The organism is Leclercia adecarboxylata, from assembly GCF_006171285.1.
Taxonomy (GTDB): Bacteria; Pseudomonadota; Gammaproteobacteria; order Enterobacterales; family Enterobacteriaceae; genus Enterobacter; species Enterobacter barmai.
The window spans coordinates 2,231,903-2,257,359 of record NZ_CP040889.1 but is presented as its reverse complement, the minus strand read 5'-3'; the positions used below and the strand labels follow the sequence as shown (position 1 = coordinate 2,257,359).

The following is a 25,457-nucleotide window of genomic DNA, read 5'->3' as shown; positions in this document are numbered from 1 at the left end:
AACTTTTCTTTGGAACCGGTTCCATCTAGCGTAAAGAGTATCAGCTACGTGATGGAGTCCGCCGATGGGCAGAAAAATTATTGTCGTCACCGCCGCCTATGGCGCTGACAAGGTACGTGAAGCAGGGGGCCAGCGCGCCATGCTGCACGTGATCGCCGGAGCAGGCGCCGATGGCGTCGAGATCCGCCGGGAGTTATTCAGCGATGCCGAACTGGCATCCTTACCCACGCTTGCCGGATCCATTGAACTGCTCGGCCTGCTGGCCTGCTATTCCGCCCCGGATGCCCTGTTTACCCCGGATGGCGCTCTCAACCCGATGCTGCCCCGCTACCTTGCCGAAGCCGCGACACTCAACGCCCTGTGGCTGAAAGTCTCCCTTGGTAACTTCAGCGACAAGCAGCAGCTTGACGCGCTCCGTGCCCTGCTGGATGAAACCGGTATGACGCTGGTGGTAGAAAACGACCAGACCCGTTGCGGCCAGCTGGCACCGATGCAGCGCTTCAAAGCGGCCTGCCGGGTGATGAGCCTACCGGTCACGCTGACGTTTGATATGGGCAACTGGCTGTGGGTGGGCGAATCTCCGGAAGAGGCCGCGAAGCATCTGGCTCCTGCGGTGAGCTACATTCACGTTAAGGCTGCCGTCCCGCATAAGCAGCAGTATCGCGCCGTGCCGCCGGACAACGACAGCACCCGCTGGCAGGCCCTGCTGGAGCAACTCCCCGCCGATGTGCCGCGTGGGATCGAATTTCCTCTTGAAGGGCCAGACCTGACGGCTGTCACCCGTCACTACGTCAATTTGCTGCGTGAGGAGTAACGCGATGCCGAATGCTCTGGATGTCATCACCATTGGTGAAGCTATGGCCATGTTTGTGGCTACCAACACCGGCGACTTAAGCGAAGTCGACCACTTTATGAAGCGCGTTGCGGGTGCGGAATTGAACGTTGCCACCGGGCTGGCACGCCTTGGCCTGAAGGTGGGCTGGGTGAGCCGCGTCGGCAATGACAGCTTCGGCCAGTTCGTGCTCGACACCCTGAAAAAAGAGGGTATCGACACCGCAGGCGTGACCCTGGATGGACGCTACCCCACCGGTTTTCAGCTGAAATCGAAAGTCACCGATGGAACCGATCCCACTGTGGAGTATTTCCGCAAAGGCTCTGCTGCCAGCCATCTGTCCGTAGAAGATTTCAATCCGATCTGGTTTACCGCCGCAAGGCATCTGCACCTGAGCGGCGTGGCGGCGGCGTTGTCCACCAGCTCTTACGCCCTGCTCGATCACGCGGCGGGCGCGATGAAAGCCGCAGGTAAAACCATCTCATTCGATCCGAACCTGCGTCCGGTGCTGTGGAAGAGCGAAGCGGAGATGGTGGAAAAGCTGAACCATCTCGCCTTCCAGGCCGACTGGGTGTTACCCGGCCTGAAAGAGGGTTTCATCCTGACCGGGGAAAAAACCCCGGAAGGGATCGCTGATTTTTATCTGAACAAGGGCGTGAAAGCCGTGATCCTGAAAACCGGTGCCGATGGAGCCTGGTATAAAACCGCCGACGGCGAGCAGGGTGCGGTGGCGGCGGTGAAGGTCGAGAACGTTGTCGATACCGTCGGCGCGGGTGACGGCTTCGCGGTGGGCGTGGTCAGCGCTCTGCTGGAAGGCAAAACGCTGCATCAGGCCGTCACGCGCGGCAATGTTATTGGTTCGCTGGCGATTCAGGTTCAGGGCGACAGCGAAGGACTCCCCACCCGGGAACAGTTAGGGGAATAAATCCCCTCTCGGGAATAAACATACAGACTACCCTGTACCCTACAGACAGCGGCGGTCATATCCTCAACCACAGAGGCAAGCCTATGAACAGTGCAACAAACGCAGTAAAACGCTGGTGGTACATCATGCCCGTCGTGTTTATCACGTACAGTCTGGCATATCTTGATCGTGCGAACTTCAGCTTCGCGTCTGCCGCAGGCATTACGGAAGATTTGGGGATCACCAAAGGCGTCTCCTCGCTGCTGGGCGCCCTCTTCTTCCTCGGTTACTTCTTTTTCCAGATCCCCGGCGCGATTTATGCCGAACGCCGCAGCGTCCGCAAGCTGATCTTCATCTGCCTGATCCTCTGGGGTGCCTGTGCGTCACTCACCGGGGTGGTGAATAACATCCCGGCGCTGGCGGCCATTCGCTTTATTCTCGGCGTGGTGGAAGCGGCGGTAATGCCGGCGATGCTGATCTACATCAGCAACTGGTTTACCAAATCCGAACGTTCGCGTGCCAACACCTTCCTTATTCTTGGCAACCCGGTCACGGTGCTGTGGATGTCGGTGGTCTCCGGATATCTGATCCAGTCCTTCGGCTGGCGCGAAATGTTCATTATTGAAGGCGTGCCGGCGGTGATCTGGGCCTTCTGCTGGTGGGTGCTGGTCAAAGACAAACCGGCCCAGGCCAAATGGCTTTCGGAAGATGAAAAAGCAGCCCTGCAGGCGCAACTGGATAAAGAGCAGCAGGGTCTGAAAGCGGTGCGTAACTACGGCGAAGCCTTCCGCTCCCGTAACGTGGTGCTGCTGTGCATGCAATACTTCACCTGGAGCATCGGGGTTTACGGTTTTGTGCTGTGGCTGCCGTCCATCATCCGTAGCGCGGGCGACAACCTCGGTATGGTCGAGGTGGGCTGGCTCTCTTCCGTGCCGTATCTGGCGGCAACCATCGCCATGATTGTGGTCTCCTGGGCGTCGGATAAACTGCAAAACCGCAAGCTGTTCGTCTGGCCGCTGCTGTTGATTGCTGCCTGTGCCTTTATTGGTTCCTGGGCGGTGGGCGCAAACCACTTCTGGGTCTCTTACACCCTGCTGGTGATCGCCGGTGCTGCCATGTACGCCCCGTACGGTCCGTTCTTTGCCATCATCCCGGAAATGCTGCCGCGTAACGTGGCGGGCGGCGCGATGGCGCTGATCAACAGCATGGGTGCGCTGGGTTCATTCTTTGGTTCATGGTTTGTGGGGTATCTGAACGGTGTGACCGGCGGCCCGTCGGCCTCGTACATCTTTATGGGGGTGGCGCTTTTTGCCTCAGTGTGGCTTACTTTAATTGTTAAGCCTGCTAATAATCAAAACATTCCCGTCGGCGCACGCCACGCCTGAATCCTTTTAAAATCAACGGAGATTAGCATGAAGCCGTCCGTCATTTTGTATAAAGCCCTGCCTGATGCGTTACAGCAGCGCCTTGAAGATCATTTCACTGTTACCCGGGTCAACAACCTGAGCCCGGAGACGGTGCAGCAGCATGCTGAGGCGTTCGCCGGTGCTGTCGGGCTGCTCGGCTCCAGCGAAAAAGTGGATGCCGCGCTGCTGGAGAAAATGCCTGCGCTGCGTGCAACCTCAACCATTTCGGTGGGCTATGACAACTTCGACGTCGATGCGCTGAATGCCCGCAATGTCGTGCTGATGCATACGCCAACCGTACTCACCGAAACCGTGGCGGATACGCTGATGGCGCTGGTGCTCAGCACCGCGCGTCGCGTGGTGGAAGTGGCCGAACGCGTCAAAGCCGGCGAATGGACCAAAAGCATTGGTCCGGACTGGTTCGGCACCGACGTGCATGGCAAAACGCTGGGTATCGTTGGCATGGGCCGCATCGGCCTGGCGCTGGCCCAGCGCGCCCACTTTGGTTTCAACATGCCGATTCTGTATAACGCGCGCCGCCAGCATAAAGAAGCCGAGGAACGTTTTAACGCCCGCCACTGTGACCTGGATACCCTGTTGCAGGAAGCGGACTTTGTCTGCCTGATCCTGCCGCTGACGGATGAAACGCACCATATGATCGGCAAAGCGCAGTTTGAGAAGATGAAGAAGTCCGCCATCTTTATTAATGCGGGACGCGGGCCGGTAGTGGATGAGGGGGCGCTGATTGCGGCGCTGAAAAACGGCGAGATCCACGCGGCGGGGCTGGATGTGTTCGAGCAGGAGCCGCTGCCGGCCAGCTCAGAGCTGCTGAAGCTGCCTAACGTGGTGGCGCTGCCGCACATTGGCTCTGCCACGCACGAAACACGCTACAACATGGCGGCCTGTGCGGTGGATAACCTGATCGACGCCCTGCAGGGCAAGGTCGATAAAAACTGCGTCAATCCGCAGGCAAAACCCTGAACGAAAAAAACCCGCCAGAGGCGGGTTTTTAAATTCTTGTAGCTGAGTTGGAAGCTTACAGGCTTACAACGTTACCAGCTGCTGGGCCTTTAGCGCCGCTTTCGATGGTGAAGGAAACTTTCTGACCTTCGTCCAGAGATTTGTAGCCATCGTTCTGGATAGCAGAGAAGTGTACGAACACGTCTTTTGAGCCATCGTCAGGAGTGATGAAGCCGAAACCTTTATCAGCGTTGAACCATTTTACCAGACCAGTCATTTTACCAGACATAGAGATTACCTTTTAAAAATTTGTTTTGCCTTCCGGCGCGATGATGGAATGTGTTACAGATTTTTAAGCGATGAAGGAAGGGTCACTACGAAGGGTATCTAAGGATAACGCATCTGGACTGCTTTACTAAACTGCTTTAGGTCTGTGTAACAAACCGACGGGGTGTATTAAGACATAGTTAGCGGATCAAAGACAAGCTTTATTTTCTGAGAACATAAAAAACCCGCTTTTCAGCGGGGTTTTTATTCATGCAATCTGGACGTCTGACGTTATTCCGTGGCGGCCATCGCCGCGCCCCACGCCTGGCTGAACGCCTGGTGCTGCGCTGCCAGCGGCCCAATCAGCGCATTGTACTGGCTGGCCTGCTGCGAGGTCGGGAACTGAATGCCGTTAGAGACAAAGCTCACCTGGGTGCCTTGCTGCGAAATAAAGTCCGCCACCTGCACCAGCTGCTGCGTGAAGATCTGCGCGGCCGGAATCAGCGGCTGCAGCGCATCGGCAGGTTTGGTCACGACCTTGTCATACACTTTGTCGAACACAGGTTTCAGATCGTCGCCCTGCTTCAGCGCGGAGTGCGCGCCATCAGCCTGCATTTTGGCGTTTTGCAGCTGCTGGCCCAGCACACCCAGTGCGCCGTTTGACTGGCTCAGCGGCTCACGCTGGGTCACATAATCCTGCGGCACGCGAATCGCATTCACGCTGTCCACCACCGGACGCAGACCGGCGTCCATCGCCTGATTCACCTGCTGTGAATAGCCATACAAAATCGCATAGTCAGAAACGAAGGGACCAAACTGTTTTTTCTGATCCGCAGTCAACGTTGGCAAACGCTCGCCGCTGCGCATCGCAGTATTTTGCAGGAAATCGATAAACGCTTTGCGTTGATCGCCTTCCTTATCGAAACACCCACTCAGGCTCACTACCATTAACAACGCCGCAAGCGGCGCAAACCAGCGAGAGCAGGGCTTTCCTGTCGCCATTGTTATTACTCCTTTCACCCAAAAAAGCGCACACCGGCACACGCGTGCCCAACGGTGACAAGAATAGTCCAGGTCAGGCCGGCAAGATACTCTTTTCATGTAAAACGACTATTGCCATATAAATTCTTACGATTTACAAAAAAATACCTGGTGCTATGGCGCTACTGAATAATCAAGTCATTAGCATAGTTAATCGCTTCGAAAAACCCGCCAGCGAAACGTATCTCTGACAATTAATCACGCACGTTACGATCTCCTGTGAGTTTTAGCGACTATTCTTAAATTGCTCTCTATGTTCACGATCCCGCAGTGTGATTTAAGAGGAGTTCTCAATGGAATTAAAAGATCCTATGTTCGATCTGTTAAGCAGTCTGGAGCAGATTGTTTTTAAAGATGTACCGCAGACGGTTGCCCTTAAGCAAAAGTCTAACCCCTTTACGGAATTTGAGCGCTTACGCAAAGGGACAGGGATGAAAACTGATGATTTCGCCCGAGCAATGGGTGTCAGCGTAGCGATGGTTCAGGAGTGGGAATCGAAAAGAGTGAAGCCCTCCATGACCGAGCTGAAGCTGATGAGTCTGATTCAGGCTAACCCGGCACTCCGCAAGCAGTTGACTGAATAGTTTTGATTTAGCCCCCGCATTTGCGGGGGTTTGTGTTTACCGTCTTTCACCGCGCCACTCCCCGTCCAGCCACACCAGTTCATGCGTCAGCTTCAATCCATCCAGAAAAGCCTCGTCATGGGACACCACCAGCAGTGCGCCTGCAAAGCCTGCCAGCGCCGCCTCGATAGCCGTTGTGGATGCCAGATCCAGGTGATTGGTGGGTTCATCAAGCAGCAGGAGCTGCGTCGCCTCTTCCCGCCACAGCACGCAGGCCAGCGCCGCTTTTAAGCGCTCGCCGCCGCTGAGCGCTGAGAGCGGAAGCGTAACCCGATCGGCACCCAGTTGAAGCTGAGCCAGGCGACTGCGCAGTACCCCCTCCTCCAGCGGCGTGTTATGCAGATTGAGATGGGAGATAACGGATTGCGTCAGATCCAGCTGGGATAAATGCTGGTCGAGGTACGCCACGTTGACCGACACCCGGCAGGAACCGGCGATGGGCTGGCACTCGCCGAGGATCGCTTTCAGCAGGGTAGATTTCCCGCAGCCGTTAGGCCCGCGCAACGCCACCCGCATCGGCCCATCCATGCGCCAGTTGAGCGGCGCCATCGTGACGTGCTGCAGCACCATCTCTTCAAGCACCAGCACCTGCTTGCCCTCTGCTATCTGGCTGCCCGGCAGGGTAAACATCACCGGGTTATCCTCCTCCACCCGATCCCGCGCCTGGTTAACCGCCGCGTTCAGCGCATCCTGCTGGTCATGATGCTGTTTGCGCCACGCACCCGGGCGCTCCTTTGCCGCCCCTTTATATTTGACGCGCTCAAAGGAGGCGATATTGAGCGTATCGACCGTACGCAGGGTTTTCGCCGAACGGCGCAGGCTGTCGTCATGCTCCTTTTGCTGACGTGCGCGGGTGCGTTTACGCTCGGTCGTTGCATGCTCCAGCGCCGCGCGGGCGGCCTGCTGCTCCGCATTCCGCTGGCGCTGATAGTCCGCGTAGTTTCCGCCGTAGCTGTGCAAACCGGACGCGCTGAGTTCCAGAATGCGCGGCACCTGAGTCAGCAACTCACGATCGTGTGACGCGATCAGCACGCCGCCGGTCTGCCGGGCAAGCTGGGCGTAAAACCACGCCCGCCCCTGCCGGTCGAGGTGGTTGGTGGGCTCATCCAGCAGAAGATAATCCGCATTCGCCGTAAACGCGCCGCACAGCAGAGCGCGGACCCGCTCGCCGCCGCTCAGTTCAGAGGCCAGCCTGTCGGGCTCAAACGCCGGAAGTCCGGCACTGATAAATGCCTCGCTCAGCCGTTCGGCTAAGTCCCAGTAACCGTCCAGGCACTCCAGATCCTCAGGCAGATACTCCCCGCTGTCGATGCGTTTGCGGGCCGCGAAGATAGCCTCGTAGCCAAGCAGTTGCGCCAGCGTGGTGTGCGGGGAGATATCGTGCTGTTGCGCCACATAGCTGTGCGTGCCGAAGCGTTCGATATGGCCGCTGGCGGGTGTGTCCAGACCGGCCAGCAGACGCAGGAGACGGGTCTTGCCGCTGCCGTTACGGCCCACCAGCGCGCACAGCGCCGGCTCAAGTGATAAATTCAGCGGACCAAAAAGGGTATCGCCTGTCGGAAACTGGCAGGTGACCTGATGCAAAATAAAAGAAGGGGACTGCGCAAAATGAGCCATAAGCACTCCTGAATGAAATCAAAACATCCCCTGCCGACGCGGTGGCGTTTAGCAAGGATCGAAATTCATCAGTCGTGGTTGTTCATTTTTGGGGGGCGCTCCAGGGAGAGAAAGTTAACGGGGACCAGAATAACGGTTTTTTATTGACCGTTTCAACCATAAAAAAACCCGCCGAAGCGGGTTTAAGCATCTGTAGGCCCGTGCAGGCATAGCGCCGCCGGGCATTCGCACCTTACTGCAGCAGCGAAATATCCGCCACGCGCAGGAACAGCTCGCGCAGTTTTTCGAGCATGGAGAGACGGTTAATACGCAGATCTTTATCCTCTACGTTTACCATCACTTTCTCGAAGAAGGCGTCGATGACATCACGCAGTTCGGCCAGTTCCACCAGCGCTTCCTGGTAGCGACCTTCCGCGAAGACCGGCTCCAGCTTGTCGCGCAGCACCACAACCTGCATCGCCAGGGCGATCTCTTCCGGCTCTTTCAGCGTCGCGGCGTTAACGCGCTCGTTCAGCTTCTCATCGGACTTGGCCAGGATGTTGGAGACACGCTTGTTGGCCGCAGCCAGCGCCGATGCCGCTTCCAGGGTACGGAAGTGGGACACCGCCTTCATACGTGCATCGAAGTCTGCCGGACGGGTCGGACGACGCGCCAGAACGGCCTGAATGGTGTCGACGGTATAGCCTTCGTCCTGATACCAGGCACGGAAACGGCCCAGCATAAAGTCGATGACGTCATCCACCACCCTGGCGTTGGTCAGCTTCTCACCGTACAGACGCACCGCTTCTTCAGTCAGGGTCTGCAGATCCAGGTTCAGGTTCTTCTCAACGATGATACGCAGCACGCCCAGCGCAGCACGACGCAGCGCGAACGGGTCTTTGTCGCCTTTCGGATGCTGTCCGATACCGAAGATACCCGCCAGGGTGTCCATCTTATCGGCAATCGCCACCGCACAGGCAACCGGGTTGGACGGCAGATCGTCACCGGCAAAGCGCGGCTGATACTGCTCATTCAGGGCCACGGCGACGTCTTCCGCTTCGCCATCGTGACGCGCGTAGTGCATGCCCATCACACCCTGGGTGTCGGTAAATTCGAACACCATGTTGGTCATCAGGTCGCACTTGGAGAGCAGGCCTGCGCGGGTAGCGTGGTTAACGTCAGCCCCGATTTCACGGGCGATCCAGCCGGACAGCTCCGCGATACGATCGGTCTTGTCGCGCAGCGTTCCCAGCTGTTGCTGGAACAGCACGGTCTGCAGGCGCGGGAGGTGATCTTCCAGGCGCTTTTTACGGTCGGTATTAAAGAAGAACTCCGCATCCGCCAGACGCGGGCGAACCACTTTCTCGTTACCGGAGATGATCTGGATCGGATCTTTGGATTCGATGTTCGCCACGAAGATGAAGTTCGGCAGCAGCTTGCCGTCGTTAGCATAGACCGGGAAGTACTTCTGGTCGCCCTTCATGGTGTGAACCAGCGCTTCGGCCGGAACGGCGAGGAATTTCTCTTCGAACTTCGCGGTCAGCACGACTGGCCACTCTACCAGCGAGGTCACTTCTTCCAGCAGGCTGTCGCTCAGGTCAGCGTTACCGCCAATCTTACGTGCCGCTTCTTCCGCGTCCGCTTTAATACGGGCTTTACGCTGTTCGTAGTCAGCAATGACTTTACCGCGTTCCAGCAGGATTTCAGGGTACTGATCGGCGTTATCGATGGTGAACTCCGGCTCGCCCATAAAGCGGTGGCCGCGGATCACGCGATCGGATGCGACACCCAGAATGGTGGCAGGAATAACGGTATCACCCAGCAGCAGGGTCACGGTGTGAACCGGACGCACGAAGTGCACGTCGCTTGCGCCCCAGCGCATCAGTTTTGGAATTGGCAGCTTCGCCAGCGATGTGGCGATCATGTTTGGCAGCAGCGCTTCTGCGCTTTCGCCTTTCACGTGGGCGCGATAGAGCAGCCATTCGCCTTTGTCGGTGGTCAGACGCTCGGCCTGGTCAACGGTGATCCCGCAGCCACGCGCCCAGCCTTCTGCCGCTTTGCTCGGTTTACCTTCGGCGTCAAACGCCTGGGCAATCGCCGGGCCGCGCTTTTCTACTTCGCGATCGGGCTGGGAAGCGGCCAGATTTGCCACTTTCAGCGCCAGACGACGCGGAGCAGCAAACCATTCAATTTTGCCGTGTGCGAGGCCAGCATTGTCCAGCTCCGCGGTGACGTTCGCAGCAAAGGATTCCGCCAGGCTGCGCAGGGCTTTTGGTGGCAGCTCTTCGGTGCCGATTTCCACCAGGAAAGTTTTCTCAGACATGGCCGCCTCTTATTTGTTTCGGTTGCACATCGGGAAGCCAAGGGCTTCACGGGACGCGTAGTAAGCTTCTGCAACGGCTTTGGTCAGGGTACGAATACGCAGAATGTAGCGCTGACGTTCAGTGACAGAGATCGCTTTACGGGCGTCCAGCAGGTTGAAGCTGTGGGCGGCCTTCAGAATACGCTCGTAGGCTGGCAGCGGCAGTGGAGTTTCCAGCGCCAGCAGCTGCTGGGCTTCTTTCTCGTACTGCTCGAAGCAGGTGAACAGGAAGTCCACGTCCGCGTATTCGAAGTTATAGGTGGATTGCTCCACTTCGTTCTGATGGAACACGTCGCCGTAGGTGGTTTTACCCAGCGGGCCGTCGCTCCAGACCAGGTCGTAAACGCTGTCTACGCCCTGAATGTACATGGCCAGACGTTCCAGACCGTAGGTGATTTCACCGGTGATCGGTTTACATTCAAGACCGCCAACCTGCTGGAAGTAGGTGAACTGCGTCACTTCCATACCGTTCAGCCACACTTCCCAACCCAGACCCCAGGCACCCAGCGTCGGGTTTTCCCAGTTATCTTCCACGAAACGAATGTCGTGAATGGTCGGATCCATACCCAGCTCTTTCAGCGACCCGAGGTACAACTCCTGAATATTGTCCGGAGACGGCTTAATCACCACCTGGAACTGATAGTAGTGCTGTAAGCGGTTCGGGTTTTCACCGTAGCGACCATCGGTCGGGCGGCGGGATGGCTGTACATAGGCGGTTGCCATCGGCTCTGGCCCCAGTGCACGCAGGCTGGTCATCGGGTGTGAGGTGCCGGCGCCCACTTCCATGTCCAATGGTTGAACGATGGTGCAGCCCTGGCGAGCCCAGTAATCCTGTAAGGTCAGGATCAGGCCCTGGAAGGTCTTAGTATCAAACTTTTGCATAGGATTTCGTGCTGGATACGTGTGGTTTTAAATGGAAGGGTTCAGTATACCCGCTGAGTGCAAGATATACAGTACGAAACGGGGTTGTTTAGGGAAAATTGGGAAATAAGCATAGCTGACAGCGCCCTGCAGACGCAGCCAGCTCGTTACGCGGCGCTATTAACGCATCGAAAGGTGTAAAAAATGGCCGTCTGCGTCGAAAGAACAGATGAAACTCTCATTGCGGGCAGTAAAGCCCTGCATTTCATAGCTGCCCTGAAACTGCTCGAAGGCAGTGACGTCTATCTTTTGCGCGCCGGTATTGTAGCGCTGCGCCGCCCGATCCTTACACAGCTGTTCCATATCCAGCGAACGCACCGGACTGACTTTTTTGGTTTGCGCTTTTTGCGCCGGGGACGTCTCCTGAGCCGCGCAACCGGCCAGTAACGCCGGAAGCAGAAGCAACATCGCGCGTATCATCATTTATATTACCGCCCTGTGCTGTGGCTGTTATTTTTAATATCTAAACTTTATAGAGTATGGCCCGGCATTCTGCGAATCTCACCGTTCCGGCACAAGCAGGACGATGCAAACTCAGAATTTTCCAACGAGCGTCTGAATCAATATCACGGTCAGACTCTTTTTAATGCGTAAACAGAGGGATGGATGCAGGACAAAATTAACTGGATTGATAATTTGCGGGGGATCGCCTGTTTGATGGTGGTAATGATCCATACCACCACCTGGTACATTACTAATGCCCCGAGCATCAGCCTCGTTAACTGGGATGTTGCCAACGTTCTCAACTCTGCCTCGCGTGTGAGCGTACCGCTGTTTTTCATGATCTCCGGCTATCTCTTTTTTGGCGAACGGAGCGCGCAGCCGCGCCACTTTTTACGTATCGCCCTCTGTCTGCTGTTTTACAGCACCGTGGCGTTTCTCTATATCGTGCTGTTCACGTCCATTAACAGCGAGCTGTCGCTGAAATACCTGCTGCAAAAACCGGTGTTCTATCACCTGTGGTTTTTCTTCGCCATTATCGTGATTTACCTGCTCTCCCCGCTGCTGCAGGTAAAAAGCGCGAGCGGCAAAATGCTGTTGGCGCTAATGATCGTTATCGGCATCGTGGCAAATCCCAACACGGTCTCGCAAAAAATTGGCGGATTTGAGTGGCTGCCGATCAATCTCTATATCAACGGCGACACCTTTTATTACGTGCTTTACGGCATGCTGGGCCGCGCGCTGGGCATGATGGATACCCGCAGACGCTGGATGAATGTTCTTTGCGCCGCCCTGTTTATTGCTGCGGTCGCCGTTATCTCCCGCGGTACGCTGCATGAACTGCAGTGGCGCGGCACCTTCGCTGACACCTGGTATCTCTACTGCGGCCCGATGGTCTTTATCTGCGCCGTTTCGCTGTTCACGCTGGTGAAAAACACCCTGAATACACGCCCGCTGCCGCTGCTGGGGTTAATTTCACGTAACTCGCTTGGGATCTACGGTTTTCATGCGCTGGTGATCCACGCCCTGCGCACCCGTGGCGTGGAGTTAAAAAGCTGGCCGCTGTTAGATATCGTCTGGATCTTCTCGATTACGGTGGCGGTTAGCCTGCTGCTGTCGATGCTGCTGCAGCGGATTGATACGCGCAGGTTTGTCAGTTAGATGCGGCCTGCTTGCCCGGCGGCGCTTCGCTTGCCGGGCCTACAAAACCTCGCTTGCCGGGCAAGCAACGATCGTAGGCCGGGTAAGGCGAAGCCGCCACCCGGCGCTGTTTCACGACATCAGTGGCAGAAGCTGCTGATAGATCTTGCGGAACACTTCGCGACGTTCGGCATAGCGAGCATGCCTGACCGGGTCCGGGGTGTGCTGCTGTTCCAGCGCCAGCTGTGGCAACAGCTCTGACAGCGGCTTACCCGGATTCATCGCAATCTGCGCCAGACGTGCAGCTCCGAGCGCAGGCCCGACATCCCCGCCGGTACGGTAATCCAGCTTCTGCCCGCTGATATCCGCGAGCATCTGCCGCCAGTAAGGGCTGCGTGCCCCCCCGCCAATCAGCGTAATGCTGGTCGGCTGTAGCCCGCACTCATGCACCACATCCATGCCATCGGCCAACGCATAGCCCACCCCTTCGAGGACGGCGCGCGCCAGTTCGGCCGGGCCGTGCTGATGGGTTAAGCCAAAAAATACCCCTTTTGCCTGGGGGTTGTTATGCGGCGTGCGCTCGCCGGAAAGATAAGGCAGGAACCAGAGGGTACCCGCGTTTTCATCGGCCTGCTGCGCGGCATCGAGCAGAGCCGGCACGCTCTCTAGCCCGGTCAGCTTAGCCGCCCAGTCCAGACAGGACGCCGCGCTGAGCATCACCGACATCAGATGCCATTTCCCCGGCAACGCATGGCAGAAGCTGTGTACCGCGCTGTCAGGATTACTGCGATAGCCGTCGCTCACGGCGAAATAGACGCCGGAGGTGCCCAGCGACAGCATCGCCTGTCCGGCATCGGCCATGCCCACGCCAACCGCGCCCGCAGCGTTATCTCCGCCACCGGCCACGACCGGAACGGCGGGCATATTCCACTGTTCAGCCACCGACGGCAGCAGCGTACCGGTCTTCTCACAGCCTTCGAACAGCGCGGGCATATGGTCGCGGGTGAGATGGCAGGCTTCGAGCATCGTCTCGCTCCAGTCGCGTTTTGCCACGTCGAGCCACATCGTGCCTGCGGCATCGGACATATCGCTGGCGTACTCGCCGGTGATACGCAGACGCAGATAATCTTTTGGCAGCAGCACCTTCGCCACCTGGCTAAAAATCTCGGGTTCATGACGCTGGACCCACAGCAATTTCGGGGCGGTAAAGCCCGGCATCATCAGGTTGCCGGTGATCTCACGCGAGGTCGGCACCCGCTCTTCCAGCAGGGCGCACTCTTCAGCGCAGCGGCCATCGTTCCATAGAATCGCCGGGCGCAGGACGCGGTTGTCCTTATCCAGCAGCGTGGCGCCATGCATCTGTCCGGCAATCCCCAGCGCTTTCACTTCGCGCAGGGAGTGTTTCTCGCCAAGCGCTTTCAGGGCGCGATCCGTGGCCAGCCACCAGGCTTCAGGATCCTGTTCAGACCAGAGCGGATGTGGCCGTGAAACGTGCAGTTTTTCTGTTTGCGTTGCCAGCACCTCGCCCTGTTCATTTAACAGAATGGCTTTCACACCCGACGTGCCAAGATCGATCCCGATATACATGCCCTGGGCTCCTTAAAAAATGTAGGCCGGGCAAGCGAAGCGCCGCCCGGCAATACCTATTACTTATCAAACAGGTAATGATTCACCAGGTTTTCCAGCAGCTCCTGATGACCGCTCTGGTGCTGCGGCGCCAGGTTATGCTGTTCAGCGTACTTCGCCAGCTCGGTAAGCGATAACTGGCCTTTCAAAATTTGCTGGCCCAGCTCACTGTTCCAGCCGCCGTAGCGTTTCGCCACGCGCTTATCCAGCTCACCATCTTCAATCATGCGGGCAGCCACTTTCAGCGACAGCGCCATGGTGTCCATGGCCCCAATATGACCATAGAAGAGATCGTACTTATCGGTACTCTGACGACGCACTTTGGCGTCAAAGTTCAGGCCACCGGTGGTAAAGCCGCCCGCTTTGATAATTTCGTACATCACCAGCGCATTCTCTTCCACGCTGACCGGGAACTGGTCGGTATCCCAGCCCAGCTGCGGATCGCCGCGGTTGGCATCCACGGAGCCGAAAATGCCCAGCGCGATAGCGGAGGCGATCTCGTGATGGAACGAGTGACCAGCCAGGGTCGCGTGGTTGGCTTCGATATTCACTTTGATCTCTTTTTCCAGCCCGAACTGCTTCAGGAAGCCGTACACCGTCGCCACGTCGTAGTCGTACTGATGCTTGGTCGGCTCCTGCGGTTTCGGCTCGATCAGCAGCGTGCCCTGGAAACCGATCTTGTGTTTATGCTCCACCACCATCTGCATGAAGCGGCCAATCTGCTCACGCTCCTGGCGCAAGTCGGTGTTCAGCAGCGTTTCGTAACCTTCACGTCCGCCCCACAGCACGTAGTTTTCACCGCCCAGCTTGTGGGTGGCGTTCATCGCCGTCACCACCTGGGTGGCCGCCCAGCTGAACACTTCCGGGTCCGGGTTAGTGGCAGCGCCTGCACCATAGCGTGGATGGGTAAAGCAGTTGGCGGTACCCCACAGCAGCTTCACGCCGCTCTGCTGCTGTTTTTCGCCCAGCACATCGACCATCTGCGCAAAGTTATTCAGATACTCTTTCAGCGATGCGCCTTCCGGTGAGACGTCCACGTCGTGGAAGCAGTAGTAAGGCACGTTCAGCTTATGGAAGAACTCAAAGGCGACATCCGCTTTACGTTTCGCCAGCTCCAGCGCTTCGCCTGGCTGCTGCCATGGACGGTCGAACGAGCCCGCGCCAAACATGTCGGCACCGTTCCAGCAGAAGGTGTGCCAGTAGCAGGCAGCGAAACGCAGGTGATCTTCCATGCGCTTGCCCAGCACCAGCTCGTCCGGGTTGTAATGACGAAACGCTAAAGGATTAGAGGATTTCGGGCCTTCATAACGAACGCGCTCGAGTTGATCGAAATAAGCTTGCATATTGAGCTCCATAATAAGGGGTGCGGCGAAAAGTAGATACTGGAGTAATAGTGAATAGTGATCGCAGGTTGCTCAATTACGTTATTTCACACTGCTATTGAGAGAATGCACAAACGTGCGCTGGCTCGCAAAATCAATTTGTAGACAAACGAATTTCACAGCGCAAATTCCATAATCATGTGTAATTAAGAAGTTATGTAATTTAAAATTCGATCGCGGTCATAAATTCGAAAATAAACCAAATATCATAACGAGAAGATAAAAATCTGTAATTGCCAGCCTGCCATTCCCCGTTAAGAATTTGCTACGTCTCTTGCAATGATTGTTTCTTTTATCTCAGCAACCTAACCCTACAAAAAGGCAATACAATTATGAAGATAAAGAACCTGTGCCTCACTCTTTGTGCATCGCTGCTGCTGGCGAGTACGGCGAGTCATGCAAAAGAAGTAAAAATCGGCATGGCGATTGATGACCTCCGTCTGGAGCGCTGGCAAAAAGATCGCGATATTTTTGTCAATAAGGCAGAGGCATTAGGTGCAAAAGTTTTTGTACAATCTGCCAATGGCAATGAAGAAACGCAGATGTCGCAAATCGAAAATATGATAAACCGTGGCGTCGATGTGCTGGTTATTATTCCCTATAACGGCCAGGTTTTAAGTAACGTGGTAAAAGAGGCCAAACAAGAAGGCATTAAAGTGCTGGCCTATGACCGCATGATTAATAATGCGGATATCGATTATTATATTTCCTTCGACAATGAAAAAGTCGGTGAATTACAGGCGCAAAGCCTGGTCGCAAAAGTGCCGCAGGGTAATTACTTCCTGATGGGCGGCTCGCCGGTAGATAACAACGCCAAACTCTTCCGCGCCGGACAGATGAAGGTGCTGAAGCCCTATGTTGATGAGGGCAAAATCAAGATCGTTGGCGACCAGTGGGCGGACGGCTGGTTACCTGAAAACGCGTTGAAAATTATGGAAAACGCCTTAACAGCTAACAATAACAAAATCGATGCCGTGGTGGCTTCTAACGATGCAACCGCTGGCGGCGCCATTCAGGCACTCAGCGCCCAAGGGCTGGCCGGAAAAGTGGCGATCTCCGGGCAGGATGCAGACCTGGCCGGGGTGAAACGCATCGTGGCGGGCACCCAGACCATGACCGTGTATAAGCCGATCACCGAACTTGCCACCACCGCGGCGGAAATTGCCGTTGAGCTGGGCAATGGCCAACAGCCTAAAGCAGACGCCAGCTTAAACAATGGCCTGAAGGATGTACCATCCCGTCTGCTCACCCCTATCGAAGTCAATAAAGAGAATATTGACGCCACCGTTGTGAAAGACGGTTTCCACAAAAAGAGCGAACTGTAATCCATTATCGCCCCTGCCTTGCGGGGGCGCATCGACTTGTACCGTTTTCACCGGGTCATGCGGGGCAGTTATGTCTTATTTACTTGAAATGAAAAGTATCACCAAAGCGTTTGGCGCGGTGAAAGCCGTCGACAACGTCAGCCTGCGCTTAAACCCCGGCGAGATCGTGTCGCTGTGCGGCGAAAATGGCTCGGGCAAATCCACCCTAATGAAGGTGCTGTGCGGCATCTATCCTCACGGCAGCTACGAGGGTGAGATTGTTTTTGCTGGCGAAACGCTGCAGGCCACGCACATTCGCGACACCGAGCGCAAAGGGATCGCCATCATTCACCAGGAGCTGGCGCTGGTGAAGCATCTGACCGTGCTGGAGAATATCTTCCTCGGCGCGGAGATCGCCCGTCATGGCGTGCTGGATTACGACACCATGACCCTGCGCTGTGAAAAGCTGCTGGCGCAGGTGAGCCTGGCGATCTCCCCCGATACCCGGGTGGGCGATTTAGGCCTGGGGCAGCAGCAGCTGGTGGAGATCGCCAAAGCGCTGAATAAGCAGGTGCGCCTGCTGATCCTCGATGAGCCGACAGCCTCGCTGACGGAACAGGAAACCGCGGTATTGCTGGACATCATTCGTGACCTGCAACACCACGGGATTGCCTGCATCTATATCTCCCACAAGCTCAACGAAGTGAAAGCGATTTCGGACACGGTGTGCGTCATTCGCGACGGGCAGCATATCGGCACCCGCGAAGCGCAGGGGATGAGCGAGGACGACATTATCACCATGATGGTGGGACGTGAGCTGACCGCGCTCTACCCGAACGAACCCCATACCCTGGGGGAAGAGGTGCTGCGCGTGGAGCATCTTACCGCCTGGCATCCGGTGAACCGCCATATCAAACGGGTGAATGACGTCTCCTTCTCGCTGCATCGCGGGGAAATCCTTGGCGTGGCCGGGCTGGTCGGTGCCGGACGCACCGAGGCCGTACAGTGCCTGTTCGGCGTCTGGCCCGGTCGCTGGGAAGGCAGCATCTTTATTGATGGCAAGCCGGTTGAGATTAAAAACTGTCAGCAGGCCATTGCCCAGGGGATCGCGATGGTGCCGGAAGACAGGAAAAAAGATGGCATCGTGCCGGTCATGGCGGTGGGCAAAAATATCACCCTTGCCGCCTTAGATCAGTTCAGCGGCAAGTTGAGCAGCCTCGATGACGCTGCGGAACAACACTGCATTCTGCAGTCTTTACAGCGGCTGAAAGTCAAAACGTCCTCGCCGGAGCTGGCGATTGGGCGTCTGAGCGGCGGTAATCAGCAGAAGGCGATCCTCGCCCGCTGCCTGCTGCTCAACCCGCGCATCCTGATCCTCGATGAACCCACCCGCGGGATCGATATCGGTGCCAAATATGAAATCTATAAGCTGATCAACCAGCTGGTCCAGCAGGGTATCGCCGTGATTGTCATCTCCTCGGAGCTGCCCGAAGTGCTGGGTCTGAGCGACCGGGTACTGGTGATGCACGAAGGAAAACTGAAAGCCAACCTGATAAACCAGAACCTGACGCAGGAACAGGTGATGGAAGCCGCACTAAGGAGCGAACGCCATGTCGAAAAGCAACCCCTCTGAGTTAAAGGTTACGGCACCCGCGCCGGGCCTGTTTTCCGGGCTGAAATCGCTCAATCTGCAGGTATTCGTCATGATTGCCGCCATTGTGGCGATCATGCTGTTCTTCACCTGGATGACCGATGGCTCTTACCTCAGCGCGCGTAACGTCTCCAACCTGCTCCGCCAGACCGCCATTACCGGCATTCTGGCGGTCGGGATGGTGTTTGTAATTATCTCTGCGGAAATCGACCTCTCCGTGGGCTCGATGATGGGCTTGCTTGGCGGCGTGGCGGCGATTTTCGACGTCTGGCTGGGCTGGCCGCTACCGCTGACTATCGTAGTCACCTTGCTGCTTGGTTTACTGCTCGGCACCTGGAACGGCTGGTGGGTGGCCTACCGCAAGGTGCCGTCGTTTATCGTCACGCTGGCGGGGATGCTGGCCTTCCGCGGCATCCTGATCGGCATCACCAACGGTACCACCGTCTCTCCTACCAGCGCATCCATGTCGCAGATTGGTCAGAGTTATCTCTCCGGCGGCGTCGGTTTTACCCTGGGCGCGATTGGCCTGATGGCATTTGTCGCCTGGCAGTGGCGCGGCAGAATGCGCCGTCAGACGTTAGGTTTAGCCACCACCCCTTCCACCTCTGTCGTCGGGCGTCAGGCGTTAACGGCGGTGATTGTTCTTGGGGCGATCTGGCTGCTGAACGACTACCGTGGCGTGCCGACCCCGGTGCTGCTACTGGTTCTGCTGCTGCTGGCGGGGATGTTTATGGCTACCCGCACCGCCTTTGGTCGTCGGATCTATGCCATTGGGGGCAACCTCGAAGCCGCACGTCTGTCCGGTATCAATGTTGAACGCACCAAGCTGGCTGTCTTTGCTATCAATGGCCTGATGGTTGCCGTGGCGGGTCTGATCTTAAGCTCGCGTCTGGGTGCGGGTTCACCGTCTGCAGGGAATATTGCCGAACTCGACGCCATCGCCGCCTGCGTCATCGGCGGAACCAGTCTTGCCGGGGGGATCGGCAGCGTCGCCGGGGCGGTCATGGGGGCATTTATAATGGCGTCGCTGGATAACGGAATGAGTATGATGGACGTCCCGACATTCTGGCAATATATCGTCAAGGGTGCCATTTTGCTGCTGGCGGTATGGATGGATTCCGCAACCAAACGGCGCGCCTGAGGATGCCCTATCATCTGTCACTGATTCTGGAAAAATAGCGCCATGTTTGAGAAGCGTCACCGCATTACGTTGTTATTCAATGCCAACAAAGCTTACGACCGCCAGGTAGTCGAAGGCGTTGGAGAATATTTGCAGGCGTCGCAATCCGAGTGGGATATTTTCGTCGAAGAAGATTTCCGCACGCGAATCGAAAATATCAAAGACTGGCTGGGTGACGGCGTCATTGCGGATTTTGACGACGCCGTTATCCAGCAAATGCTGGTCGATGTCGACGTCCCCATCGTCGGCGTCGGCGGCTCTTACCACAAGCCGGATAACTACCCTGCCGTTCACTATATCGCGACCGACAACCACGCCCTGGTAGAGAGCGCGTTTCTTCATCTCAAAGAAAAAGGGGTTCACCGCTTCGCCTTTTATGGCCTGCCCGCGTCCAGCGGTAAACGCTGGGCTGCGGAACGGGAGTATGCCTTCTGCCAGCTGGTGGCAAAGGAGAAGTATCGCGGCGTGGTTTATCAGGGGCTGGAAACGGCACCGGAAAACTGGCAACACGCGCAGAATCGTCTCGCCGACTGGCTGCAAACCCTGCCGCCGCAGACCGGTATTATCGCCGTGACCGATGCCCGTGCCCGTCACGTGCTGCAGGTATGCGAACATCTGCATATCCCGGTGCCGGAAAAGCTGTGCGTCATTGGGATCGATAATGAAGAGCTCACCCGCTACCTGTCACGCGTGGCGCTGTCGTCCGTAGCCCAGGGAACACGTCAGATGGGCTATCAGGCAGCCAAGCTGCTGCACCGACTGCTGGATAACGAAAATCTGCCTCTGCAGCGTCTGCTGGTGCCGCCGGTCCGCGTTGTGGAGCGGCGCTCAACCGATTACCGTTCGCTGAACGATCCGGCCGTCATTCAGGCGATGCATTACATTCGTAACCACGCCTGCAAAGGCATCAAAGTGGATCAGGTGCTGGATGCGGTAGGCATTTCTCGTTCAAACCTGGAGAAGCGCTTTAAAGAAGAGGTGGGGGAGACGATTCATGCGGTTATTCATGCGGAGAAACTGGAGAAAGCCCGCAGCCTGCTGATTTCGACGTCGCTGTCTATTAACGAGATTTCACAGATGTGCGGTTATCCATCGCTGCAGTATTTCTATTCGGTGTTTAAAAAAGAGTATGACACCACGCCGAAAGAGTATCGCGACCGCTACAGTGAAGTGCTGATATAAAAAAAGGCCTTCCGGATGGAAGGCCTTTTTTACGATTACATATGTGCGGCAATTAAGCGCTGGTTATCCTGGTACATCGCAAACAGATAGTTGTTATAGCGCTGGCCCTGGGTTGAGTAACCTTTCAGCTTATGGATCATGTTGCTCGCCGTCACTTCCTGGTCTGCTTTACGCAGCTGCGCACGAGACTTACGGAAGGATTTGTAAGCGGGGTGCGTGTTCAGGTTCACAACATACGCACTCACGGAATCTTTTACCGATTCAAACTGTGAGTAGCCTTTCACTTTGCCCGGCGCATTGTTACAACGACCTTTCGCACATTTCATGCCGAAGAGGTTGTTATTACTGCGTGCGAGCTTCGAGGTGCCCCAGCCACTTTCGGCTGCAGCCATCGTTGCGACCATGCTGCCTGGAATAATATCTACGCGCTCTAACAGTGAGTTCCACGGCACACGACGCGTGTTTCCGTTCCAGCTCACCTTATAGCGTTTTGATATTTCTTTCAGACGCGTGCGTTCTGATGGCGACCAGCGGCTATCGTACTGTTTGGAGATCAACCAATTACGATCCGCAGTAATCGCGGCATTTTGACTTGTTATGTAAGGCATTACCGTCCGGAGAAACGCTTTTTTCCTTGGTGTCCCGGAAGGGTATTTTCGCAAATCAGGAAGTGAACTACTCTTTGCACTATTGCGAGAATACTCTTGTTTACTGCTAACCTTACTACTTGTCGTCTTTATGACGTGGGCTTTCTTACTCGTTGTATCCGTGTGCGTCTTCGCAAGCACCTCACCAGAAATTGCCATGGTGAGTAACATGAGTATCGCGGCCCCATATCGTCGAATGGGAGTCGATATCATTAGGTCTCCTGGTCGGATAGAAACATTCCAACACCTTATTTTTTTCGTAAAATGAGAGGCGAATCTCAGATCCTAGCAAAAATAGTCGAGAAGAGCATCCAAATAAATAGTCCAAATCCGAAACCCTGTCACCTGAAATTCGCTCGCTTAAGCATCATTTTCATCAAAATGTGCTCAATATCGCAGTTAATCTGCGTATTTAGCGTGAGATCACTCACCCTCTTTGCTCCTCCCTGCGCGTTAGTGCCAGGGGATGAGTCTGCCCACTAAAATAGATGGCAAACTGAGCAAAATGCTGTGACAGGAAAATGGTATGAAACGTTCTGCTCTCGCTCTTCTGTTCTTGCCTGCAATAGCCAGCGCCGACTGGTCCGTCCCGGGTTTTCTGGCCTTTACCGCTGAAGGTTCGGGGATTTTCACGTCACAGGCAAAGCTGACGAAGGGTACCCGGCCGCTCACGCTGAATCTTGACAAGGCGTGCTGGCAGCCCACAAACGCCATTAAACTCAACGAGATGATGTCCCTGAAGCCGTGCGAAGGCGATCCGGTGCAGTGGCGCATCTTCCGCGATGGTGATTATCAGGCACGGATTGATACCCGTTCCGGCACGCCAACGCTGATGTTGACCGTCGCCAGCACAAGCGAAAAAGCGGTGACCTCGGTGGTTCGCCAGTGCCCCAAATGGGATGGCAAACCCTTAACGCTCGACGTCGGCAATACCTTCCCGGAAGGGAGCGTGGTGCGGGATTTCTACAGCAAACAGACCGCCACCGTGCAGCAGGGCAAAATCACCCTGCAACCTGCACCGGGCAGCAACGGCCTGCTGTTACTCGAGCGTGCAGAGACAGACAAGCCTGCCCCGTTCAGCTGGCAAAACGCCACCGTCTATTTTGTCCTTACCGACCGGTTTGAGAATGGCGACCCGTCTAACGACAATAGTTATGGACGCCATAAGGACGGCATGCAGGAGATCGGCACCTTCCATGGCGGCGATCTGAAAGGGCTCACCAGCAAGCTGGATTACCTGCAACAGCTCGGGGTTAACGCCCTGTGGATCAGCTCCCCGCTGGAGCAGATCCACGGCTGGGTCGGCGGCGGCACAAAGGGGGATTTCCCCCATTACGCCTATCACGGTTACTACACCCAGGACTGGACCCGGCTCGATGCCAACATGGGCACCGAGGACGATTTACGCAAGCTGGTGGATGAAGCCCATCGCCGGGGGATCCGTATCCTGTTTGACGTGGTGATGAACCACACCGGTTATGCGACGCTGGCAGACATGCAGGAGTATCAGTTCGGTGCCCTCTATCTGCAGGGCGACGAGCTGAAGAAAACCCTCGGTGAACGCTGGACCGACTGGAAACCGGCCGCCGGACAGAGCTGGCACAGCTTTAACGACTACATCAACTTCAGCGATAAAGCGGGCTGGGAAAAGTGGTGGGGCAAGAAGTGGGTGCGCACCGACATTGGCGATTACGACAACCCCGGCTTTGACGATCTGACCATGTCGCTGGCCTTCCTGCCGGATCTGAAAACGGAATCCACCACCCCATCGGGCCTGCCGAATTTCTATCGCCATAAACCTGATACCGGTGCAAAAGCCATCGACGGCTACACGCCCAGGGATTACCTTACCCACTGGCTGAGCCAATGGGTGCGTGAATACGGTATTGACGGTTTCCGGGTCGATACCGCGAAGCACGTTGAGCTGGCCGGCTGGCAGCAGCTGAAGGATCGGGCCAGTGAGGCGCTAAAGGCATGGAAAGCGGCCAACCCGGATAAAAAACTCGACGATGCGCCGTTCTGGATGACCGGTGAATCCTGGGGGCACGGGGTAATGCAGAGCGATTACTACCGTCATGGCTTCGATGCGATGATCAATTTTGATTATCAGGAGCAGGCGGCCAAAGCGGTGGATTGCCTGTCCAGTATGGACCTCACCTGGCAGCAGATGGCAGAGAAGCTGCAGAGCTTTAACGTCCTGAGCTACCTCTCCTCCCACGATACCCGCCTGTTCCGCGAGGGCGACCAGCGTGCGGCCGAGCTGCTGTTACTGGCGCCGGGTAGTGTGCAGATCTATTACGGGGATGAATCAGCAAGACCCTTTGGCCCAACGGGCTCCGACCCCTTACAGGGTACGCGCTCGGACATGAACTGGCAGGATATCAGCGGTTCGCAGGCAGAAACCGTCGCCCACTGGCAAAGGCTCGGCCAGTTCCGGGCCCGCCATCCGGCGGTGGGCGCAGGCACACAAACCACGCTGACGATGCCGCAGGGCTACGGCTTTGTGCGTGAGCATCAGGGCGATAAGGTGATGGTGGTGTGGGCGGGCAATCGCTGATCGTCATCGATAACCCCCTCTACCATCAGGAGAGGGGGTTACAGGATAATTCGCTACCTGATGGCAAACTGGCAACACAAAGCCACCCTTCTTCGTTTCGACGCTGATTTGCACCCGCGCAGTTGTAGCGTTATGGTGAGCCACACTTAGAATAGGCTCGACAGAACACCTGCTATGACTTTTTCACTTTTCGGCGACAAATTCACCCGCCATTCAGGCATCACCCGCCTGATGGAGGATCTCAACGACGGGCTGCGCACACCGGGCGCCATCATGCTCGGCGGCGGTAATCCGGCACAAATCCCCGAGATGAACGCCTATTTTCAGACGCTCCTCGCGGATATGCTGGAAAATGGCAAAGCCACTGATGCGCTGTGCAATTACGACGGCCCGCAGGGCAAAACCGAGCTGCTTGCCACGCTGGCGGAGATGCTGCGCGACACCCTCGGCTGGGAGATCGAACCACAGAACATTGCACTGACAAACGGCAGCCAGAGCGCGTTTTTCTACTTATTTAACCTCTTCGCGGGCCGGCGCGCCGACGGCACCACCAAAAAGGTGCTGTTCCCGCTGACGCCGGAGTATATCGGCTATGCCGATTCCGGCCTGGAGGACGATCTTTTCGTCTCCGCGCGTCCGAACATTGAGCTGTTGCCGGAAGGCCAGTTCAAGTATCACGTCGATTTTGAGCATCTGCATATTGGCGAAGAGACCGGGATGATCTGCGTCTCGCGCCCAACCAACCCGACCGGCAACGTCATCACCGATGAAGAGCTGATCAAGCTGGATGCGCTGGCGAACCAGCACGGTATTCCGCTGGTGATTGATAACGCTTATGGCGTGCCCTTCCCGGGCATCATCTTCAGCGAAGCGCGCCCGCTGTGGAACCCGAACATTGTGCTGTGCATGAGCCTGTCCAAGCTGGGGCTGCCGGGCAGTCGCTGCGGGATCATCATCGCCAACGAGAAAATCATCACCGCCATCACCAATATGAACGGTATCATCAGCCTCTCCCCTGGCGGGATTGGTCCGGCAATGATGTGCGAGATGATTAAGCGCAACGACCTGCTGCGCCTGTCCAACGAGGTGATTAAGCCGTTCTATTATCAGCGCGTCCACGAGACCATCGCGACCATCCGCCGCTATCTGCCGGAAGAGCGCTGCCTGATCCACAAACCCGAAGGGGCGATTTTCCTCTGGCTGTGGTTTAAGGATCTACCCATCACCACCGAGCTGCTGTACCAGCGCCTGAAAAAGCGTGGGGTATTGATGGTGCCGGGAGATTACTTCTTCCCGGGGCTGGATAAGCCGTGGCCGCACACTCACCAGTGCATGCGCATGAATTACGTCCCAGACCCGGAGAAAATCGAAGCCGGTGTGAAGATCCTTGCAGAAGAGATCGACATCGCCTGGCGGGAAAACGGTCAGTAGCGAT

General features: G+C 56.4%; 21 protein-coding genes. 12 read left to right on the top strand and 9 right to left on the bottom strand.

From position 1 onward, the window contains the following. Positions 1 to 64: 64 nt before the first annotated feature. The 4 genes from FHN83_RS12590 (at position 65) to ghrB (ending at position 4,123) form a co-directional block, all read left to right on the top strand. Positions 65 to 814: a sugar phosphate isomerase/epimerase family protein gene (locus tag FHN83_RS12590; RefSeq protein ID WP_139563962.1), complete on the top strand. Its 750-nt coding sequence runs from the start codon at positions 65 to 67 to the stop codon at positions 812 to 814. A gap of 4 nt (positions 815 to 818) precedes the next feature. Further along, positions 819 to 1,757 (top strand): sugar kinase, encoded by a 939-nt coding sequence (locus FHN83_RS12585; RefSeq protein ID WP_139563961.1) that lies wholly within the window; start codon positions 819 to 821, stop codon positions 1,755 to 1,757. An 83-nt stretch (positions 1,758 to 1,840) separates the two neighbouring features. Continuing rightward, positions 1,841 to 3,121 carry an MFS transporter gene (locus FHN83_RS12580; RefSeq protein WP_139563960.1) on the top strand — a complete coding sequence of 427 codons (1,281 nt, stop codon included), beginning with the start codon at positions 1,841 to 1,843 and terminating at the stop codon, positions 3,119 to 3,121. A 27-nt stretch (positions 3,122 to 3,148) separates the two neighbouring features. Then, positions 3,149 to 4,123, top strand: coding sequence for a glyoxylate/hydroxypyruvate reductase GhrB (gene ghrB, locus FHN83_RS12575; RefSeq protein WP_139563959.1), 975 nt, complete (start codon positions 3,149 to 3,151; stop codon positions 4,121 to 4,123). Between the two features lie 55 nt (positions 4,124 to 4,178). On the opposite strand, the gene cspA is transcribed toward ghrB, so the two are convergent. Both cspA and FHN83_RS12565 read right to left on the bottom strand, forming a co-directional pair. After that, positions 4,179 to 4,391: an RNA chaperone/antiterminator CspA gene (cspA, locus tag FHN83_RS12570; protein ID WP_032615822.1), complete on the bottom strand. Its 213-nt coding sequence runs from the start codon at positions 4,389 to 4,391 to the stop codon at positions 4,179 to 4,181. Between the two features lie 269 nt (positions 4,392 to 4,660). Next, positions 4,661 to 5,371: a DUF3053 domain-containing protein gene (locus tag FHN83_RS12565; protein ID WP_039031142.1), complete on the bottom strand. Its 711-nt coding sequence runs from the start codon at positions 5,369 to 5,371 to the stop codon at positions 4,661 to 4,663. Positions 5,372 to 5,703: 332 nt separating this feature from the next. Here FHN83_RS12565 and FHN83_RS12560 point away from each other — a divergent pair, with 332 nt between their 5' ends. Beyond that, on the top strand, positions 5,704 to 5,994 hold the full coding sequence (locus tag FHN83_RS12560; protein ID WP_039031143.1) for an HTH-type transcriptional regulator: 291 nt from the start codon (positions 5,704 to 5,706) through the stop codon (positions 5,992 to 5,994). A 36-nt stretch (positions 5,995 to 6,030) separates the two neighbouring features. Here the strand turns inward: FHN83_RS12560 and FHN83_RS12555 are convergent, their stop codons facing one another. The 4 genes from FHN83_RS12555 to FHN83_RS12540 all read right to left on the bottom strand — a co-directional run bounded on the left by FHN83_RS12555 (position 6,031) and on the right by FHN83_RS12540 (position 11,320). Next, positions 6,031 to 7,650: an ABC-F family ATP-binding cassette domain-containing protein gene (locus FHN83_RS12555; protein WP_139563958.1), complete on the bottom strand. Its 1,620-nt coding sequence runs from the start codon at positions 7,648 to 7,650 to the stop codon at positions 6,031 to 6,033. A 232-nt stretch (positions 7,651 to 7,882) separates the two neighbouring features. Further along, entirely contained in the window at positions 7,883 to 9,952 is a 2,070-nt protein-coding gene (gene glyS, locus FHN83_RS12550) for a glycine--tRNA ligase subunit beta (protein ID WP_139563957.1), read from the bottom strand. A 9-nt stretch (positions 9,953 to 9,961) separates the two neighbouring features. Then, positions 9,962 to 10,873, bottom strand: coding sequence for a glycine--tRNA ligase subunit alpha (glyQ, locus tag FHN83_RS12545; protein WP_003860141.1), 912 nt, complete (start codon positions 10,871 to 10,873; stop codon positions 9,962 to 9,964). A gap of 159 nt (positions 10,874 to 11,032) precedes the next feature. Further along, complete coding sequence (locus tag FHN83_RS12540) at positions 11,033 to 11,320, bottom strand: YsaB family lipoprotein (protein ID WP_375540655.1); 288 nt, start codon at positions 11,318 to 11,320, stop codon at positions 11,033 to 11,035. Positions 11,321 to 11,518: 198 nt separating this feature from the next. Between FHN83_RS12540 and FHN83_RS12535 the strand changes: the two genes are divergently transcribed. Continuing rightward, the gene (locus FHN83_RS12535; protein ID WP_139563956.1) at positions 11,519 to 12,514 is read left to right on the top strand and encodes an acyltransferase; all 996 of its coding nucleotides are present in this window, start codon (positions 11,519 to 11,521) and stop codon (positions 12,512 to 12,514) included. A gap of 111 nt (positions 12,515 to 12,625) precedes the next feature. Here the strand turns inward: FHN83_RS12535 and xylB are convergent, their stop codons facing one another. Both xylB and xylA read right to left on the bottom strand, forming a co-directional pair. Then, entirely contained in the window at positions 12,626 to 14,080 is a 1,455-nt protein-coding gene (gene xylB, locus FHN83_RS12530) for a xylulokinase (RefSeq protein ID WP_139563955.1), read from the bottom strand. 59 nt (positions 14,081 to 14,139) lie between these two features. Further along, complete coding sequence (gene xylA, locus FHN83_RS12525; RefSeq protein ID WP_139563954.1) at positions 14,140 to 15,462, bottom strand: xylose isomerase; 1,323 nt, start codon at positions 15,460 to 15,462, stop codon at positions 14,140 to 14,142. 371 nt (positions 15,463 to 15,833) lie between these two features. On the opposite strand from xylA, the gene xylF reads away from it, so the two are divergent. The 4 genes from xylF to xylR all read left to right on the top strand — a co-directional run bounded on the left by xylF (position 15,834) and on the right by xylR (position 20,818). Continuing rightward, positions 15,834 to 16,826: a D-xylose ABC transporter substrate-binding protein gene (gene xylF, locus FHN83_RS12520; protein WP_039031150.1), complete on the top strand. Its 993-nt coding sequence runs from the start codon at positions 15,834 to 15,836 to the stop codon at positions 16,824 to 16,826. 70 nt (positions 16,827 to 16,896) lie between these two features. Beyond that, positions 16,897 to 18,438, top strand: coding sequence for a xylose ABC transporter ATP-binding protein (locus tag FHN83_RS12515; RefSeq protein ID WP_139563953.1), 1,542 nt, complete (start codon positions 16,897 to 16,899; stop codon positions 18,436 to 18,438). After that, on the top strand, positions 18,416 to 19,597 hold the full coding sequence (gene xylH / locus FHN83_RS12510; RefSeq protein ID WP_039031152.1) for a xylose ABC transporter permease XylH: 1,182 nt from the start codon (positions 18,416 to 18,418) through the stop codon (positions 19,595 to 19,597). Before FHN83_RS12515 ends, xylH begins: the two co-directional genes overlap by 23 nt. 42 nt (positions 19,598 to 19,639) lie before the next feature. Then, a complete protein-coding gene (gene xylR, locus FHN83_RS12505; protein ID WP_039031153.1) occupies positions 19,640 to 20,818 on the top strand; it encodes a D-xylose utilization transcriptional activator XylR in 1,179 nt (392 codons plus the stop codon). Between the two features lie 35 nt (positions 20,819 to 20,853). On the opposite strand, the gene FHN83_RS12500 is transcribed toward xylR, so the two are convergent. Continuing rightward, positions 20,854 to 21,678: a protein bax gene (locus FHN83_RS12500; RefSeq protein WP_139563952.1), complete on the bottom strand. Its 825-nt coding sequence runs from the start codon at positions 21,676 to 21,678 to the stop codon at positions 20,854 to 20,856. A 313-nt stretch (positions 21,679 to 21,991) separates the two neighbouring features. Here FHN83_RS12500 and FHN83_RS12495 point away from each other — a divergent pair, with 313 nt between their 5' ends. Further along, on the top strand, positions 21,992 to 24,022 hold the full coding sequence (locus FHN83_RS12495) for an alpha-amylase (RefSeq protein ID WP_139563951.1): 2,031 nt from the start codon (positions 21,992 to 21,994) through the stop codon (positions 24,020 to 24,022). Between the two features lie 174 nt (positions 24,023 to 24,196). Continuing rightward, positions 24,197 to 25,453, top strand: coding sequence for a valine--pyruvate transaminase (gene avtA, locus FHN83_RS12490; RefSeq protein WP_138370852.1), 1,257 nt, complete (start codon positions 24,197 to 24,199; stop codon positions 25,451 to 25,453). Positions 25,454 to 25,457 lie beyond the last annotated feature (4 nt).

Coding starts and splice junctions, on each gene's coding strand:
- FHN83_RS12495 (WP_139563951.1), top strand. CDS start 21,992: ATGAAACGTTCTGCTCTCGCTCTTCTGTTCTTGCCTGCAATAGCCAGC.
- FHN83_RS12555 (WP_139563958.1), bottom strand. CDS start 7,650: ATGGCTCATTTTGCGCAGTCCCCTTCTTTTATTTTGCATCAGGTCACC.
- cspA (WP_032615822.1), bottom strand. CDS start 4,391: ATGTCTGGTAAAATGACTGGTCTGGTAAAATGGTTCAACGCTGATAAA.
- xylB (WP_139563955.1), bottom strand. CDS start 14,080: ATGTATATCGGGATCGATCTTGGCACGTCGGGTGTGAAAGCCATTCTG.
- ghrB (WP_139563959.1), top strand. CDS start 3,149: ATGAAGCCGTCCGTCATTTTGTATAAAGCCCTGCCTGATGCGTTACAG.
- FHN83_RS12535 (WP_139563956.1), top strand. CDS start 11,519: ATGCAGGACAAAATTAACTGGATTGATAATTTGCGGGGGATCGCCTGT.
- FHN83_RS12590 (WP_139563962.1), top strand. CDS start 65: ATGGGCAGAAAAATTATTGTCGTCACCGCCGCCTATGGCGCTGACAAG.
- xylF (WP_039031150.1), top strand. CDS start 15,834: ATGAAGATAAAGAACCTGTGCCTCACTCTTTGTGCATCGCTGCTGCTG.
- FHN83_RS12580 (WP_139563960.1), top strand. CDS start 1,841: ATGAACAGTGCAACAAACGCAGTAAAACGCTGGTGGTACATCATGCCC.
- avtA (WP_138370852.1), top strand. CDS start 24,197: ATGACTTTTTCACTTTTCGGCGACAAATTCACCCGCCATTCAGGCATC.
- FHN83_RS12515 (WP_139563953.1), top strand. CDS start 16,897: ATGTCTTATTTACTTGAAATGAAAAGTATCACCAAAGCGTTTGGCGCG.
- FHN83_RS12560 (WP_039031143.1), top strand. CDS start 5,704: ATGGAATTAAAAGATCCTATGTTCGATCTGTTAAGCAGTCTGGAGCAG.
- xylH (WP_039031152.1), top strand. CDS start 18,416: ATGTCGAAAAGCAACCCCTCTGAGTTAAAGGTTACGGCACCCGCGCCG.
- glyS (WP_139563957.1), bottom strand. CDS start 9,952: ATGTCTGAGAAAACTTTCCTGGTGGAAATCGGCACCGAAGAGCTGCCA.
- xylA (WP_139563954.1), bottom strand. CDS start 15,462: ATGCAAGCTTATTTCGATCAACTCGAGCGCGTTCGTTATGAAGGCCCG.
- xylR (WP_039031153.1), top strand. CDS start 19,640: ATGTTTGAGAAGCGTCACCGCATTACGTTGTTATTCAATGCCAACAAA.
- glyQ (WP_003860141.1), bottom strand. CDS start 10,873: ATGCAAAAGTTTGATACTAAGACCTTCCAGGGCCTGATCCTGACCTTA.
- FHN83_RS12540 (WP_375540655.1), bottom strand. CDS start 11,320: ATGTTGCTTCTGCTTCCGGCGTTACTGGCCGGTTGCGCGGCTCAGGAG.
- FHN83_RS12500 (WP_139563952.1), bottom strand. CDS start 21,678: ATGATATCGACTCCCATTCGACGATATGGGGCCGCGATACTCATGTTA.
- FHN83_RS12585 (WP_139563961.1), top strand. CDS start 819: ATGCCGAATGCTCTGGATGTCATCACCATTGGTGAAGCTATGGCCATG.
- FHN83_RS12565 (WP_039031142.1), bottom strand. CDS start 5,371: ATGGCGACAGGAAAGCCCTGCTCTCGCTGGTTTGCGCCGCTTGCGGCG.